This is a genomic window from Acetobacter sp. DmW_136 (assembly GCF_008690365.1).
GTDB classification, from domain to species: Bacteria; Pseudomonadota; Alphaproteobacteria; order Acetobacterales; family Acetobacteraceae; genus Acetobacter; species Acetobacter oryzifermentans.
In genome coordinates this window covers 15,221-30,711 of record NZ_VHON01000083.1, presented here as the reverse complement: position 1 = coordinate 30,711, position 15,491 = coordinate 15,221, and the positions used below count along the sequence as shown (strand labels likewise).

Here is a 15,491-nt window from a genome sequence, read left to right as displayed (position 1 = left end):
TCCTAAACCCGCCAAGACTACTCCGTCTCGGTGAAGCAGCTTCTACACCCCACCATAATATAACGTCAATCCCTAAAATCAGAAAAAATTATTACCGGATTGTCATGTTGGGGTTGGAAGCGAGTTATAGATATTCGCGTAGGAACGGGCCGGTGCGGCTTTCTGGATTTTTGGCAATATCTGCAGGTGTACCTCTGGCAACAATTTGCCCCCCTTCATCTCCTGCGCCTGGCCCCATATCCAGCATCCAGTCACTTTGAGCAGCAAGACGCATATCATGCTCAGCCAGCACTACCGTATGGCCTTGTGCAACAAGCTGTCGAAGCTGCCGGATAAGCCGATCTACATCTGCCGGATGCAATCCCGTTGTGGGTTCATCCAGCACATATAATATATGCCCAGCCCGCTTTTTCTGAAGCTCTGTCGCCAGTTTGATACGTTGCGCCTCTCCACCGGAAAGCGTTGTGGCAGGCTGGCCTAAACGTAAATAACCCAAGCCACCTTGCCGCAAGGTATCAAATCCATGAGCAATATTGGGGCTGTCTGCAAAAAACTCATGTGCTTCATCAACGCTCATATTGAGCACATCAGCGATATTGCGCCCCTTAAGGGTAATAGCCAGCACTTCCGGCTTGTAGCGTGCGCCATGACATTCCGGGCACGGGGCATACACACTAGGAAGGAACAGGAGTTCTACTTCAATAGAACCCACGCCCTCGCAACGCGAGCAGCGGCCTTTTGCCACATTAAATGAAAACCACCCGGCATCCATTTTTTGCTGCTTGGCCTGTGGCACAGCGGCAAAAGCCTGCCGTATCTGATCAAACAGGCCCGTATAAGTTGCAAGATTAGAGCGAGGTGTGCGCCCAATGGGCTTTTGATCTACCACCACAAGGCGCCGAATATTTTGTAACCCGCTGACCACCTGCCCTTCTGGTTCAGCACTTTCCGCCACTTCTGGAATATCGTTTTCACCGGCTTCAGGCTGCTCAACGGGTTCTTTCTGCCCAAGTGCCTTGGAAACGATGCCGACCAATGCCTGACCGGCTAAACTGGATTTTCCGGAGCCAGAAATACCCGTCACTACCGTCATCACACCTAAGGGCAACTCTAGCGTGACATTGTGTAAATTGTTCCAATTGATACTCTTCAGGCAAAGCCACCCTTCAGGCTTGAGCGGAACCATCTGCCCGTGCTTGATCTCATTAAATATATAAGGCCGCGTGCGGGAGCGAGAAACAGACCTCAGTCCTTCTAATGAGCCACTATACAGGATTTCCCCACCTTTTTCGCCTGCATCTGGCCCTACATCTACCAGCCATTCTGCATGCCGAATAACTTGGCAGTTATGCTCAACCACCAAGAGCGAATTCCCTGCATTCAACAATCCATGCAGTGCCTTAAGAAGGGCCTGTGTATCGCATGGGTGCAAACCAGAGCTTGGTTCATCCAGCACATACAGCACACCAAACAAATTAGAACGGATTTGAGTGCCCAAACGCAGACGTTGATATTCACCGGGGGAAAGTGTTTGCACGCCCCGGCTTAACTGAAGGTAGCCAAGCCCCAATTCCAATAAAGTTTGCAAGCGTTCTATCAGCGCTTCCACAATACCATAAGCGGCCAGCCCCGTCGCATCGGTCTGCTTTTTGAGTTGCTGGCTTTGTTCGCGCAAAATGGCCGTAATTTTCTTGAGCGGTAAAGATGAAAGCTCGGCAATATTGCGTCCTGCAAATAACACCTGAAGCGCTTCAACTTTAAGCTTCTGACCATGACACTCTGGGCACACGCTGCTAACCATGAACGATGCAGCCCGCGCCCGCATTTTAGCGCTTTGCGATTTGGTGAATGTGTTCAGCACATATTGGCGTGCACCGGTGAAGGTGCCGTTATAATCTGCGGGAACACCGTGCTTGATAGCTTCCAGCACTTGCGCATGCGTGCGACCGGGGTAAACGGGTTCTGTTGGGGTTTCTTTTGTGTAAAGGATCCAGTCCCGCGTGGCTTTGGGAAGATCTTTCCACGGAATATCTACATTCACACCACGCGTGATCAGAATATCCCGCAAATTTTGGCCCTGCCATGCAGTCGGCCATGCCGCAACGGCCCTTTGCCTGATACTGAGCGTATCATCCGGAACCAATGTTTTGTCTGTTACATCGTAAATACGCCCTAGCCCATGGCAGCGTGGACATGCCCCCATTGGCGTGTTCGACGAGAAATCTTCTGCCTCCAAACGGCTCATGCCAGCAGGATACGTGCCAGCCCGCGAATACAGCATGCGCAAGAGGTTTGAGAGTGTAGTTAGGCTGCCAACAGAAGATCGGCTGCTACTGCCTCCGCGCTGCTGTTGCAATGCTACGGCTGGGGGCAGGCCTTCTATGGCATCCACAACCGGCACTGGCATTTGATTAAACAGCCGACGTGCGTAAGGAGAAACAGATTCCAGATACCGACGCTGGGCTTCTGCATAAATTGTGCCAAATGCCAGCGAGGATTTGCCTGACCCTGAAACGCCGGTCATTACAACAAATTTATCGCGCGGCACAGAAACAGAAACGTTTTTCAGATTGTGTTCACGTGCCCCGCGGACGCAAATCATATCGGCTGGGCTGCTGGCAGAAGACTGTGTTTTCATGGGGACATTATACGCCCCCTATTTCTGCCCTGTGGTATGGAAAAAAGAATAGGTGCCCTGCATATAGCGTTTTCTGGCGTTTAACGCGGCCAATCGGGCACTATATTAAAGCTTAAAGCGTATCCTCTGTTGGCCCATCAGAAAGCGCACCTTCCCATTTAGCCGAGATTGCAGCGGCATACCCATTGCCCAGCACGTTGGTTGCTGTGCGCATCATATCCAGAAAATGATCAATACCCAGAATGAGCGCAATACCTGCTTCCGGCAGACCAAACTGAGGCAGCACAGCCACAAGCGTAACAAGCGAGGCACGCGGTACGCCCGCAATACCCTTACTGCTTAGCATCATCACCAACAGCATCAGAAACTGCTGAGACCACGGCATATGGATGCCATAAGCCTGTGCAATAAAAATGGCCCCGAAAGACTGAAACAGAATGGAGCCATCCATATTGAAGCTGTACCCTAGCGGCAGCACAAAACCGCTGATCCGAGTAGGTACACCAAAATTTTCCAGCTTTTCAAGCAGCAGCGGATAAACAGATTCACTACTGGCCGTGGCAAAACCTAACAGCACAGGTTGCACAAGCTCGCTCACCAGCCTTTTAATGCTGCGCCCCAGAACCAGAAAAGCAATAAAGGTAAGAACGCCCCACTGCACAAAAATCGTGCCATAAAATTCTGCTAAAAACCGTCCAAAATGCAGCAACATGCCAGCGCCACTTTGCGCTACAGTGCCCATAATGGAGCCAAATACGGCTAGTGGCGCCAGCACCATCACCATGTCTGTCATACGCAGCATGATATGCGCCAGCTCTTCGGTCCATTTCAGCATGGTTTCACCGGCCTTGCCCGCTGCGGGCAAGGCCACACCAAACAGAACCGAGAATACCACGATCTGAAGAATATCATTGCGCGCCATGGCATCCATGACACTGGTTGGCACCACATGCAGTAAAAATTCAACAGGCTGAAAAGGATGCTTTAAGGATGAAATATCAGACGGCAGAGGCGCAGAAAACCCATGACCTGGCTGCAAAATATTGGCTGCAAACAAGCCAATAAGCAGCGAAATAAAGGACATGGTGATAAACCACAGCAAAACGCGCCCACCCACGCGCACCACCAAGGTATCGTCCCCCAGCTTGCCGATACCGCTTACCAATGTTGCAAATACCAACGGCGCAATAATCATGCGTATAAGCCGCAGGAAAAACCCTGTTAACAAGGTTGCCACCTGATGCGCAGCCGAAATATAGGCCGGAAACAGATCATGCACCGCAAGCCCGCACAGAATGCCAAGCACAAGGGCAATCAGGATAGCGTAGGTGCGCCGTTTGGTATTAGTAGGTGAAGCAACCTCTGCCATCTGTCATTCTTCTCCCTCTGGAGCATGAAACTTGTCAAAAAGAAGGCTCATATAGGGAAGAAGACGCAAGAGGTCAAAGCTGTAAGAATAAGCAAAATTATTTCTTATCCGTATCCTTTATTTAACAATATAAATGATTACCTGTCCGTTTTTTGGTAAATTCCTGATACAGACTATTCAGGTTTCAAAAGCCATACGCTCTCGGTAGCTGGCACACCGCCTTTTAGACCTCCTGCTACCGAAGTATTATCCAAACACGTTATGGCATAATCTGCTCCATAATACCGCTGAATATCTTGCTGGGTTACACTGAACGGTGGCCCCGCTATACAAGACTGATCATAACCTAAAGTAATAAGAAGTTGCTCTACCTTGCCCGAAATATCTATCAGATGCTCTGCATAAGTTATACGCATGGCGGGCGGCAAGGCCACCAAAGCGGCCCGATCGTAAATTGCCTGCACGCAACCGAGTAATGCACGAGAGAGCGCGAAAATATCACCCACAAATATGCTTAGGTTTTCAGCCTTAAAGCACAGCATATTGGAGGCCACTTGAGATATTTGTGGCGTTATACCAAGTTCAGAAAAAAGCTGTTCTACCGCAATCTGGCTAAGCTCTACTCCAACCACCTTCATGCCACGTTGTAGGAGCCAATGAATATCCAGCGTTTTGCCACATAATGGCACAAAAATACGTGCGCCCTCCTTAAGCTCCAGAACAGGGAAATATTTGACCAAAAGCGGATTAACAGCGGAAAGATGAAAGCCAATTTGGTTTTTCTGCCATTTCATGTCCCAGAATTGTGCATCCATTTTGGCCTCTTTCTACTATAAAATCATTTATGATAGGTTTTATGCTTAGTGCGTAAACAGCAAAGCGAACACCCTGTTTTTGCAGGATATTCGATCCTACACTCTGTATCAGAAAGTTGTCTCTTATGCGTAAACTTTATGTTTATGATCATTGCCCATTCTGCATTAAAGCCAGAATGATTTTTGGCCTCAAAAACATTCCTGTCGAGATTGTTGTTCTTCAAAATGATGATGAAGCAACACCCATAGGCATGATCGGCCAGAAAATGCTGCCCATTCTGGAAGAAAACGGGCACTATCTGGGGGAAAGTCTGGATATTATTGCGCAGATAGACCGGGAAGGAACACCTCTCCTTACAGTTCCTTCCCGGCCAGAAGTTTCTGATTGGATCAGCCGCTCCAGTTCGCTGCTGTATAGGCAGTTTTTGCCTCGCGCCGCAGCGGCCCCTTTCGCGGAGTTTTCCACCACATCTGGACGAGCATACTTTATTCGCAAAAAAGAGGCTTCAACCGGCCCATTCTGCACGATTTTTAATGAAGGCCCAGAGGCCCTTCTCCCGTTAAATGCATTGTTAGAAGATTTGGCCCCTCTCCTGCCTGAACCATCCGCTCTTCAGGGGGCGCTTTCTTATGATGATATTCATCTGTTTGCGCATCTGCACAGTTTTTCCATTATCAAAGGGCTTACCTATCCCGCTGCAGTAGAGAACTATAGGCAGGCTCTTTCCAAGCGTTCGGGCATTGCCTTGCTGGATGCTATAGCCGTCTGATTATAAAAAACTTTTCCTGTGTTACATTTTGTGAGAATTCATAATCATAAACACAGGAAAGGTTTGTATATAAATAAAAATGAAAAATAATACATGAGTATTTGTTTTATAAATTTATGATTTTAAAAAGTAATTTTTCAATTATTATAAAATTATATATTTATTTTCACATTTTATAATTACGCCATAATAATATATTGCAAAAATTTTCCGTTGAAAATTTTATCAGAAAATATTATCAAGGCAATGTTATGACAACTGGCATAAGGAGAGGCCTTTTCTTTAGAATTGTAATTCTTCCCTAACATCAAATGGTTTCGTTTTCTTGTGGTCTTTAGATGGGTGCCTGTTTTATATTATTGCAATAATATAAAACCATAATCTGTTTACTCTCAGATTTTTCCTTTTCTCCCATCTGGCAAGCAGATACATCCAGCTATCGCATAGTGCCGCAGACCCGCTGCGCTTTTTTCCCTCAGACACATGTCCTGAGGCTTTTATGGTTAGAAGCCCCTATTGGCTCTTACCATTCAGGCGCGGACTTCCCTCCGAACCGTATTTTTCCACAAGATTCCGGAGTGAACGGCCATTTGGCATCACCCGGAGAATTGCAGTCAGCCAGCATATTCCGCACTTCGGTGGAATATCCCGTCAAAATGACGGTTGCCTGTGTAAAGAGGAGTATCTCCCCTTGAAACAGACAGACTCCCTGTCGCCTCCGCCTGCATCTTTTGCAGATCGTCTTGGAATTCCCGCGCCCCTGTTCTGGGGCTTTGTGGGGCTTCTGTTCTTCATGATCGGTGATGGTGTAGAAGCCGGTTACCTTGCCCCTTATCTGGAAGGGCATGGTACATCAGCCGGTAATACCGCACTTTTGTTCACTATTTACGGCGTTACTGTTTCTATCTCCGCATGGCTATCTGGCCCACTGTCTGATCTATGGGGCCCCAAGCGGGTAATGTGGATTGGCTTGGCGATCTGGGCCGTTTTTGAAGTTATCTTTCTGGCCTGTGGTATTGCCGTTAACAGCTATCCCATTATGCTGCTGGCCTATTCCCTGCGTGGTTTAGGGTATCCGCTGTTCACCTACGGCTTTCTGGTCTGGATTGCTGCTGCCACGCCGCCGCGCCAGCTTGGTTCTGCAGCAGGCTGGTTCTGGTTTGCCTTTTCTGGTGGTCTGCCTACCTTGGGCTCTCTGTTCGCCAGCTTTGCCATCCCCGTTATCGGAGAAATGGCCACTTTCTGGTCTTCCCTGGGGATGGTTGTTTTTGGTGGCTTGCTGGCTCTGCTGCTTACGCGTGAACCCACAGGCTCTCAGCGTCTGGCAGCCCCTGGCACTCCAGCCAAGGAAATCTTCTTCAGCTCTATCAGTATTCTATGGCGTGAACCCAAAACGTTTGTGGCCATGGTGGTACGCACAATCAACACATCATCCGAATATGCGTTTCTGGTGATTATGCCGACCTTCTTTACCAAGGTTATTGGCTTTACGCTTTCTCAGTGGTTGCAGTTGCTGTCCATCGTGTTCCTGTCCAATATTCTGGTAAACCTGTTTTCCGGCATTTCAGCAGACAAATTCGGCCATCGCGAAGTTGTGGCTTTTGGTGGCGGCATTGGGGCAGCCATTATGGTGCCTGCTTTCTATTATGTGCCGCAGATGTTTCCCGGCAACTTTATGATTGCTGCTATTGTAGGCGCTTTGTATGGCGCTTCCTTAGCTGCTTTTGTGCCTCTGTCCGGTTTGGTGCCCCAGATTTGCCCGAAGGAAAAAGCTGCGGCTCTTTCAGCTCTTGGGCTGGGCGCTGGCGCCAGCACATGGGTTGGCCCGGCCATTGTAACGTGGTTTGAATCCTGGCACGGCGTTGAAGGTATTATCTGGATTTTCTCTGGTCTGTATGTTGCCTCTGCCCTGATGACCATGTGCCTGACCATTTCGCCCGAAGCACGTCGTTACCTGAAAAAAATCTCCGAACGGGAGAAACAGAAGCGCGCAGCCGCAGCCGCTGCCCGTGGTGATATTGCTGAAGAACTTTCCCTCAGCAAACAATCCTGAATCCGCTCTGCTTTATATGCAAAGCTGGCAAAAGGCCCCATCCAGAAGTGGATGGGGCTTTTTTTTATGTTCTGCAACACGCAGATGAATTACATCATGCCGCATGGCACCCAACACTCATCCCCTCCGGCGAGGCTGGACAACAGGTAGCTGCGCAACAGCCGCCGCAAAGGCAGCGTGGCTGATCCTAAACGGCCATTCGGCCCCGGCCTGCGTAAATATCACCCTTCCCTCCGGCCAACATGTTGGTTTCGCCATTGCCCGTACCGGTGGCACGCTAGAGGCACCTTTTGCTGAAGTTATTAAAGATGCGGGGGATGATCCCGATATCACGCATGGAGCGCTTATCCGTGCAACCGTCAAAGCTTTGCCTGCTGGTTGCGGCATCGTATTTCAAGCGGGCCCCGGTGTAGGCACTGTCACCCGCCCCGGCTTGCCGCTAGCGGTGGGAGAGCCAGCCATAAATCCAACACCTCGGGCCATGATCCGTGCAGCTTTAACCGAAGCAAATGCCGGTATCTGCCCAGATGCAGAGGTGAGTATCAGTGTAGAAAATGGAGAAAAACTGGCTGAACGTACGTTAAATAGTCGGCTAGGCATTTTGGGTGGTTTGTCCATTCTGGGCACAACCGGCATTGTAGTGCCTTTTTCATGCTCGGCATGGATTGAAAGCATCCATCGAGGAGTGGATGTTGCGCGCGCTGAAGGCTTGACGCATTTGGCAGGAAGCACCGGAAATGTTTCTGAAAAAGGCGTGCAGAAATTCTATAATCTGCCCAACAGTGCGCTTATTGAAATGGGGGATTTTGCTGGTGGCCTGTTAAAATACCTTCGCAAACATCCTGTGCCACACCTTACGATCTCTGGCGGTATCGCCAAAATGACCAAGCTTGGCCAAGGCTTTATGGACCTGCATTCTAAACGAGGCCCAGCAGACATGCGCCAGTTGGCTGCGCTTGTTCTCGCACATAACGGAAAACCCGATATAGCAGACACTATTGCGCGCAGCCCCACAGTAGCAGAGGCCTTTTTGCACGCAAGTCAGCAGGGTTTTCCGCTAGGCAACCTCATTGCCCGCTCGGCCTTGCAAACCGTTAAGGACGTTCTACACCCCGCCCCCATACAAGCCGATGTGCTGGTGTTTGACCGTGCAGGCAATCTGGTTGGGCAAGCCTGAAAGCTTAATCTTGCCCGCGAAAACGCCGCCGATAATCAGGGTTATACAAAGCGCTTTCCCTAAAATCTTTATCCCCCAATACCCGGCCCACTATCACCAGTGCGGTGCGTTCTATGGGGTTTTCTTTTAATTTATTTGCAATGTTAGCGAGTGTTCCGCGTAGCACAAGCTGATCTGGCCATGTCGCTCGGCCCACAATGGCTACCGGACAATCCGCCCCATAAAAGGGTGTCAGCTCTTCTACAATTCTATCCAGCGCATGCACTGCCAGATGAATAGCCAATGTAGCCCCTGTAGCGCCAAACGCTGCCAGCGTTTCTTTTTCTGGCATAGCGGAAGCACGCCCGTTTACACGCGTAAGCACCACACTTTGGGCAACGCCTGGTATGGTTAATTCCTGCCCTAATATGGAAGCCGCTGCCGCAAAGGCTGGTACGCCCGGTGTCATGCTCCACGGAATACCGTGCTTGTCCAAGCGGCGGATTTGCTCTGCCACAGCGCTATACACAGACAGATCACCTGAATGCAGGCGTGCCACATCCTGCCCTTGCTGATGGGCTTTTACGTATTCGGCTTCAATCTCGTCCAATGTCATGGGGGCTGTATCAACCTTACGCGCATCAGGCGGGCAGAATTGCAGCATTTCCGGCGGCACAATAGATCCTGCATACAAACATACTGGACAGGATGCCAAAATATCCCTTCCGCGTATGGTAAGCAGATCAGCTGCTCCGGGGCCTGCCCCTATAAAATGCACGGTCATTCAAATATCTCCTTCTGCCACGGCGCATGTCACACCACTCATGCTGCAACGCGGTACAATAAGTTTGCCCTGTGGGCCAGCCGCAACCAATGCACAGGCTTCAGATACCGAGGCTACGCCAGTATGCTGCATGCTACGGGCTGATACTGTCTGGCATTGCGCATTCATCTGCTGCATGACGGCAAGCTCTACCCAGATAATTCGGATATCCAGCCATTTTGCTGCCTGTAACGGCAGATTTTCTGTATGTCGAAATGCAGGCACAGCAAGAGCTGACAACTCTTTACCAAACCGCTGCGCCAAGGCGAGTTCAATACACGCCTGAGCCTGTGCTAAGGTAGCCCTGCTGTTCCAGCCCATACCTAGAAATATCATGCGGTGCCGGGCTTTTGTGCAATCCATTGCGTTACCGGCATGGCAGGGCGGAAACCGTGCAGAGAACCTATCTTCTCTAACCGAGACACAGAGATACGCGTAAGCGTTCCACCCCACTCCTGCATAGCGCGTAGCAAGCGCGCTTCTGTTTCGGCCACCACGGCATTCACGACAATACGACCACCGGGTTTAAGAGCCTGCCATGCAGTTTCCAACACACCAGCGCGGCTTGCGCCTCCGCCAATAAAAATAGCATCAGGCTTTGGCAAATCTTCCATGCCTTCTGGCGCACGGGCTTGCCTTATATCTAACCCCGGCACACCAAGAGCCACAGCATTGCGTGCAATGCGTGCAACCCGCTCTGGCTGCGCTTCAACACACACAGCGCGGCAGGAGGGAGATGCCAACATCCACTCAATACTGATGGAACCAGCTCCCCCCCCAATATCCCACAACAACTCCCCTGCCCGAGGCGCTAGGGATGACAGTGTAACAGCGCGAATTTCCCTCTTTGTAAGCTGGCCATCATGTTCGAAGCACGTATCGGGCAACCCATTGGCAAGGGGCAATGTGTGCGGAGCGCTTTGGGCATCTATTTCCAACCCGATCAGATTAAGCCGTTGTATCTTATCCGGCGCACCTTTGCTGGCGTAAAAACTGTGCATGGCTTCATGTGGGCCACCCAGCCGCTCCAGCACATGGCAGCGCGTTGCCCCTAACCCTTTATTACTAAGCCAGTTGGCCAAAACACGCGGCGTATTTTCATCAGCAGACAGTACAATCACACGGCCAGATGGCTGCAAAGCTGGATAAAGCTGCTCTATGGGGCGGCCACATAAAGAAATCACCCGGCAATCCTGCTCTGCCCACCCAAGCCGACTACATGCCAAAGCCACAGAAGATGGAGCTGGTAAGCACAGCATTTCCTGTGGTGGGATAGAACGCGCAAGTGTATTACCCACGCCAAAAAAGAATGGATTACCAGAGGCCAACACTACAGTTGGCGCACCTTTTCGGGCAAGAATAGCATCTATTCCGCGTTCAAAGGGTGTGGGCCAAGCAAGTGTTTTCCCCTGCACTAATGAAGCCGCCAGTTCCAAATGGCGAGCCCCTCCGACCACAAAAACCGCTTGTGTAAGAATGGAACGCGCAACAGGAGAAAGACCTTCCACACCATCTTCCCCAATCCCGATCAGGGTGAGCCACGGGGGGGGTGGCGCATGTTGGGGTTGCTCGGTCATTTATCCATTCCTTTTTTGGCACACACTTGCACGCTAATGGGCTGAGCTTTTACAACAGTTTTATTTTTTATGCTGTAAAGCTTGCTCGTATGCCTTCATCTTCCAATAATTTTCGCGTTCTTGTTCTCGGCGGCACCACAGAAGCTTCTGCCTTGTGCCGTGATCTGGAGCAGACCCCCTCCATCAGTACCACGCTTTCCCTTGCCGGAGTAACCAAACAGCCGCATTTACCTACGCTATCCGTGCGGATTGGTGGCTTTGGAGGCGTTGATGGATTAAGCACATGGCTTAAAACACATGGCATCAGCGCGCTCATAGATGCCACCCACCCTTTTGCTGCCACTATGAGCCAACACGCCGCCACAGCCTGCGGCACTACGCAAACGCCACTGTTACGTCTTGAACGTCCTGATTGGCAGGAAATGCCAGGCGATAGATGGTTCCATGCGGCTAATCTGAAAGAAGCCGCCAGCCTGTTAGCCAATTCCCCAAAATGGAGAACAGCACCACAGCGCATTTTTTTAACAACAGGCCGTAAGGAATTAGCGCCGTTTAAAATTGCGCCCCAACATCATTACCTCATTCGCTCTATTGATGCGCCCGATCCTGCCTCCTTACCTCCAAATGCAACCATTCTGCTGGATCGCGGGCCTTTTGATGTGAACAGTGAAGCCAAGCTGATGCAGGATTACGGCATCACACTTCTGGTTTCCAAAAACTCTGGGGGCAGTGCTACATACCCCAAACTGGAAGCTGCGCGCCTGTTGCGTATTCCCGTCCTGATGATTGACCGCCCAGTGGCCTGCCCTCATATCCCTACAGTAGAAACTGCCCAACAAGCCATGGCATGGTTACAGGCGCATCAAGCTGCATCAACCCGCCGTAAAGTATAGAACCACGGTTCACCATTGGGCCGATCCACCAAACGGCTGGCTTTACAACCTATCAGCACCAATGTGCTCATATCGGCCCATTCCGCATTGGCATCCTGCAGGGTGGAAAGCCGCACAGCTTCATCAGGTCGCCCAATGGCGCGCGCGAAAGCAACGGGAATAGTGGCTGGCAACACACCGCGCAAATGCTCCAATGCCTCACCCAACTGCCACGGGCGGGCATGAGACCGAGGATTATACAGCGCAATCACAAATCCAGCCTGCGCAGCCAACTGCAACCGTTCCAGCACGACATCCCAAGGCTTGAGGTTATCTGAAAGGGACATCACACAAAAATCCCCACCCAACGGGGCACCCAGCCGCGCAGCCGCAGCCAGAACAGCACTTAAGCCGGGAACAACGCTAATATCCAGCGCACGCCATTTATCTGGCCCTTGCTCCAATGCTTCAAACACAGCGCTGGCCATGCCAAATACGCCTGCATCTCCACCAGAAACAACTGCCACATGTCGCCCTTGCTCTGCCATTTCCAACGCATGACGAGCACGATCAAGTTCTACCCTATTGTCTGAGGCATGACGAACAACGTGCGAAGGGGCTTCTACCCGATTTACATACGGGCCATAGCCAACCAGATCTGTTGCTTGAGCTAAGGCCTGATCTGCCTGTGGCGTACGCTGGAGGCTATTACCTGGCCCTAACCCTATAATGGTAACGCTACCCTTCATCTCACACCTTTCCGACCCGGCAGCAGAACCAGCGAGAAATAAGGCACGTTATCTGCCTGCTCTTGCAAGGCACACATACGAGTATTTTCCTGCGTGCCGCGTTCAACATATACGGCATCTGCCAAACGCCCCGCTTTTTCCAGCGCCCGCTTGACCTGTGGCATATTACGGCCTGTTTTCATGATAACTGCGGCATCTGCCTGTTCCAGCCAGTTGGTCAGCTTTTCTTCTGGCAATGTGGCAGGGAGAACGCACAACACATCATCTCCGTGCGTTATGGGCAGATGTGCCTGTGTCCAGCAGCCATTCATGGCCATAATGCCGGGTACAATTTCGGTTTCAAAACCGGCTTTCAGCCGATCAAAAAGATACATGGCCGAACCATACAGAAAGGGGTCGCCCTCACATAACAGAACGACGTCCTGCCCTTTTTCCAGTCGCTGAGCCAGATTGCGCGCGCAGTTATCATAAAACTGGCCCATGCCACCATGATACGCCGGATTGGCAACGGAAACTTCTGTTGTGAATGGATATTCCAGCCGCAACTCCTCGGCATCGGGCGCAATATGTGCACGTGCAATAGTACGCGCATGGCCCGGCCTATCATGACGGCAGAAATACGCCACGACCTTTGCCGCCTGCACCAGCCGAACAGCCCTTACTGTCATGAGTTCGGGATCACCCGGGCCTACGCCAACAACCTGCAATTTGCCGCGTGTCATTTATTCACGCTCACAAGCCAGAGCATTTACAGCAGCAGCAGCCATGGCGCTGCCCCCCGGCCGACCGCGCACAACAAGCCAAGGCACATCCTTGCGGAGGGAAAGAGCTTCCTTAGATTCCATGGCCCCCACAAAACCTACCGGCAGCCCGATAATGGCCGCAGGGTACGGTGCGCCTGCATCCAACATTTCCAGCAAGTGGAAGAGTGCTGTCGGTGCATTGCCAATGGCAACCACTGCCCCAGCCAGCTTTTCACCCCACAAATTCAGCGCTGCGGCTGAGCGGGTGTTGCCAATCTGACGCGCCAATTCCGGGGTGCGACTATCGCGCAGCGTGCAGGTTACGGCATTATCAGCAGGCAGTCTCGCCCGCGTAACGCCATGCGCCACCATTTCGGAATCACACAAAACATTGCAGCCCTTTTTCAGAGCCGTGCGGGCAGCCGTAACAAAATCAGCCGTCATGCTAACAGATTGCGCCATTTCCACCATGCCGCAGGCATGAATAATACGTACGACAACCTGCGCTTCTTCCGGCGCAAAGGCAGACAGATCGGCTTCCGCCCGAATGGTCGCGAAGGAGCGTTCGTAAATAGCTGCTCCATCCTTGATATACTCATACGCGGCCATTCATTATCCTTTCCTGTGGCTTGGTGCCTATAAAATAGTCTTCGACTGCTGTGTCATCTGGGAAAAAGCGCATGACAGGCCCCGATGTCGTGCCATTGTGGATGAGCCCATAGCCATTTTGGGCGGCAACAACCGTCCAGCTTGCTTTTGCAGGGTGCGCACAGCCTTTACTGCATCCAGATACATGCAGGCTTTCCCCTGCCCCCAAACTATGCGCCAGTGTTTTTGCCAATGCTTGTGTTGCACCTTCTGCTTGCGCACATCCTGCATTTCCCATGCAGGCAGAAACTCGTAAAATAGGATTGGTGCTTGTATCCACCATATCCGCCACATGCGGCGCGTACGGCATACCGTGCAGAATAATACTGTGCCACGGCGTAAGCCGCAGGATGCCATCTCCGTTTCGTGCATGATGCGCGCAGCTACGCAGCATAGTGGATGTTAAAATGCCTAATGGCGCATTAAGGGCATATAAGGCAGAACCTATTGAGCCTGCTAATAAAGCCGGATCCGGCACGGCTGCACTTGTAACTTCTGCTGGATAATAAGGCTGATGAATGGCCTGAAAGAGCATTTTACCCGTTGCTGGGTACCGTGCTGGCCGCTTACCTTCCGGGATGGCGGTAAAAGCCGCGGCCAGCTTTACAGCCAATTCAACTATGGTCTGAATTGGGGCAGCTTTGCTTTTCTGATTGCCACATACAACAGACCACAACCCCGCCCCATTGGCTTGCAACGTGATATCTGCCTTCAACAACCCAACAGTAAACAGCCCTCCGCCATCTACGGCAAAGCCAAACTTATCCGGCAATACAGAAAGATTATCGGCATGACACAAGGCCATGCGCAAAGCTGCGGCACATTCCAACGTATCTGGAGCACAGGATCGATCACACCCCGCCAAAGGGGATACCAATAACGCCAAGCGCTTTTCATGCTCAGGATTGGCCATACCTAAACCTGCCAGAACGGCCAGTTCGGGAAAACGCAAGGCGTTGTTATGAGAGAACCCACGCAATTGCAGGCTGGCGCGGTTGGTAAGGCAGATCAGCCCATTGCCTTCACGCTCTGCAATCTGTGCCAGAAAAACAGCCTGCGCCGCAGTTATCCGGCCCAATGGTGGCCTTACACGCACCAACCAGCCATCTTTGGCTTGCATGGGGGCAAACAGACCCGGACACCACCCTTTAACCTCTGGCGGCGTAAAACGCTGTGTCACGCTATCTGCCTCCTTTCTTGGCTGCGGCGGATACAAAATCTCTCTTCACGGTCGCCCTGTTACGCAACACAAGCCTTGCTTATCAAAAAGCCAAACGT

The 15,491-nt window shown here is 51.3% G+C and carries 14 protein-coding genes; 4 read left to right on the top strand and 10 right to left on the bottom strand.

Going from position 1 to position 15,491, the window contains the following annotated elements; translation table 11 throughout:
• Positions 1–124 precede the first annotated feature (124 nt).
• The 3 genes from FKW31_RS15640 to tmpT form a co-directional block, all read right to left on the bottom strand.
• Positions 125–2,638, bottom strand: a complete 2,514-nt coding sequence (locus tag FKW31_RS15640; protein WP_150179042.1) for an excinuclease ABC subunit UvrA — start codon at positions 2,636–2,638, stop codon at positions 125–127.
• A 112-nt stretch (positions 2,639–2,750) separates the two neighbouring features.
• Positions 2,751–4,007, bottom strand: a complete 1,257-nt coding sequence (locus tag FKW31_RS15635) for a dicarboxylate/amino acid:cation symporter (protein WP_006117159.1) — start codon at positions 4,005–4,007, stop codon at positions 2,751–2,753.
• 173 nt (positions 4,008–4,180) lie between these two features.
• The gene (gene tmpT / locus FKW31_RS15630; protein WP_150179041.1) at positions 4,181–4,822 is read right to left on the bottom strand and encodes a thiopurine S-methyltransferase; all 642 of its coding nucleotides are present in this window, start codon (positions 4,820–4,822) and stop codon (positions 4,181–4,183) included.
• Positions 4,823–4,947: 125 nt separating this feature from the next.
• Here tmpT and grxB point away from each other — a divergent pair, with 125 nt between their 5' ends.
• The 3 genes from grxB to FKW31_RS15615 all read left to right on the top strand — a co-directional run bounded on the left by grxB (position 4,948) and on the right by FKW31_RS15615 (position 8,822).
• Positions 4,948–5,592, top strand: coding sequence for a glutaredoxin 2 (gene grxB, locus FKW31_RS15625; RefSeq protein WP_150179040.1), 645 nt, complete (start codon positions 4,948–4,950; stop codon positions 5,590–5,592).
• 691 nt (positions 5,593–6,283) lie between these two features.
• Positions 6,284–7,645, top strand: coding sequence for an MFS transporter (locus FKW31_RS15620; protein ID WP_150179039.1), 1,362 nt, complete (start codon positions 6,284–6,286; stop codon positions 7,643–7,645).
• Between the two features lie 103 nt (positions 7,646–7,748).
• Positions 7,749–8,822, top strand: a complete 1,074-nt coding sequence (locus FKW31_RS15615) for a cobalt-precorrin-5B (C(1))-methyltransferase (RefSeq protein WP_150179038.1) — start codon at positions 7,749–7,751, stop codon at positions 8,820–8,822.
• Positions 8,823–8,826: 4 nt separating this feature from the next.
• Here the strand turns inward: FKW31_RS15615 and cobM are convergent, their stop codons facing one another.
• Genes cobM through cbiE form a run of 3 tightly spaced genes read right to left on the bottom strand, consistent with a single transcriptional unit; the run spans position 8,827 to position 11,201 of the window.
• A complete protein-coding gene (gene cobM, locus FKW31_RS15610; RefSeq protein WP_150179037.1) occupies positions 8,827–9,585 on the bottom strand; it encodes a precorrin-4 C(11)-methyltransferase in 759 nt (252 codons plus the stop codon).
• Complete coding sequence (locus tag FKW31_RS15605) at positions 9,586–9,960, bottom strand: cobalamin biosynthesis protein (protein WP_150179036.1); 375 nt, start codon at positions 9,958–9,960, stop codon at positions 9,586–9,588.
• Positions 9,957–11,201 (bottom strand): precorrin-6y C5,15-methyltransferase (decarboxylating) subunit CbiE, encoded by a 1,245-nt coding sequence (cbiE, locus tag FKW31_RS15600; RefSeq protein ID WP_150179035.1) that lies wholly within the window; start codon positions 11,199–11,201, stop codon positions 9,957–9,959. The genes FKW31_RS15605 and cbiE overlap by 4 nt, the downstream gene beginning before the upstream one ends.
• An 89-nt stretch (positions 11,202–11,290) precedes the next feature.
• Between cbiE and FKW31_RS15595 the strand changes: the two genes are divergently transcribed.
• Entirely contained in the window at positions 11,291–12,094 is an 804-nt protein-coding gene (locus FKW31_RS15595; RefSeq protein WP_150179034.1) for a cobalt-precorrin-6A reductase, read from the top strand.
• Here the strand turns inward: FKW31_RS15595 and cobJ are convergent.
• Genes cobJ through FKW31_RS15575 form a run of 4 tightly spaced genes read right to left on the bottom strand, consistent with a single transcriptional unit; the run spans position 12,064 to position 15,393 of the window.
• Positions 12,064–12,822, bottom strand: a complete 759-nt coding sequence (cobJ, locus tag FKW31_RS15590) for a precorrin-3B C(17)-methyltransferase (RefSeq protein WP_063354141.1) — start codon at positions 12,820–12,822, stop codon at positions 12,064–12,066. The genes FKW31_RS15595 and cobJ overlap by 31 nt on opposite strands.
• A complete protein-coding gene (locus FKW31_RS15585; RefSeq protein ID WP_150179033.1) occupies positions 12,819–13,544 on the bottom strand; it encodes a precorrin-2 C(20)-methyltransferase in 726 nt (241 codons plus the stop codon). Before FKW31_RS15585 ends, cobJ begins: the two co-directional genes overlap by 4 nt.
• Positions 13,545–14,174, bottom strand: coding sequence for a precorrin-8X methylmutase (locus FKW31_RS15580; protein ID WP_150179032.1), 630 nt, complete (start codon positions 14,172–14,174; stop codon positions 13,545–13,547). It abuts the gene before it with no gap.
• Complete coding sequence (locus tag FKW31_RS15575) at positions 14,161–15,393, bottom strand: precorrin-3B synthase (RefSeq protein WP_150179031.1); 1,233 nt, start codon at positions 15,391–15,393, stop codon at positions 14,161–14,163. Before FKW31_RS15575 ends, FKW31_RS15580 begins: the two co-directional genes overlap by 14 nt.
• Positions 15,394–15,491 lie beyond the last annotated feature (98 nt).

Coding starts and splice junctions, on each gene's coding strand:
- FKW31_RS15640 (WP_150179042.1), bottom strand. CDS start 2,638: ATGAAAACACAGTCTTCTGCCAGCAGCCCAGCCGATATGATTTGCGTC.
- FKW31_RS15585 (WP_150179033.1), bottom strand. CDS start 13,544: ATGACACGCGGCAAATTGCAGGTTGTTGGCGTAGGCCCGGGTGATCCC.
- cbiE (WP_150179035.1), bottom strand. CDS start 11,201: ATGACCGAGCAACCCCAACATGCGCCACCCCCCCCGTGGCTCACCCTG.
- cobJ (WP_063354141.1), bottom strand. CDS start 12,822: ATGAAGGGTAGCGTTACCATTATAGGGTTAGGGCCAGGTAATAGCCTC.
- tmpT (WP_150179041.1), bottom strand. CDS start 4,822: ATGGATGCACAATTCTGGGACATGAAATGGCAGAAAAACCAAATTGGC.
- grxB (WP_150179040.1), top strand. CDS start 4,948: ATGCGTAAACTTTATGTTTATGATCATTGCCCATTCTGCATTAAAGCC.
- FKW31_RS15580 (WP_150179032.1), bottom strand. CDS start 14,174: ATGGCCGCGTATGAGTATATCAAGGATGGAGCAGCTATTTACGAACGC.
- cobM (WP_150179037.1), bottom strand. CDS start 9,585: ATGACCGTGCATTTTATAGGGGCAGGCCCCGGAGCAGCTGATCTGCTT.
- FKW31_RS15595 (WP_150179034.1), top strand. CDS start 11,291: ATGCCTTCATCTTCCAATAATTTTCGCGTTCTTGTTCTCGGCGGCACC.
- FKW31_RS15605 (WP_150179036.1), bottom strand. CDS start 9,960: ATGATATTTCTAGGTATGGGCTGGAACAGCAGGGCTACCTTAGCACAG.
- FKW31_RS15635 (WP_006117159.1), bottom strand. CDS start 4,007: ATGGCAGAGGTTGCTTCACCTACTAATACCAAACGGCGCACCTACGCT.
- FKW31_RS15615 (WP_150179038.1), top strand. CDS start 7,749: ATGGCACCCAACACTCATCCCCTCCGGCGAGGCTGGACAACAGGTAGC.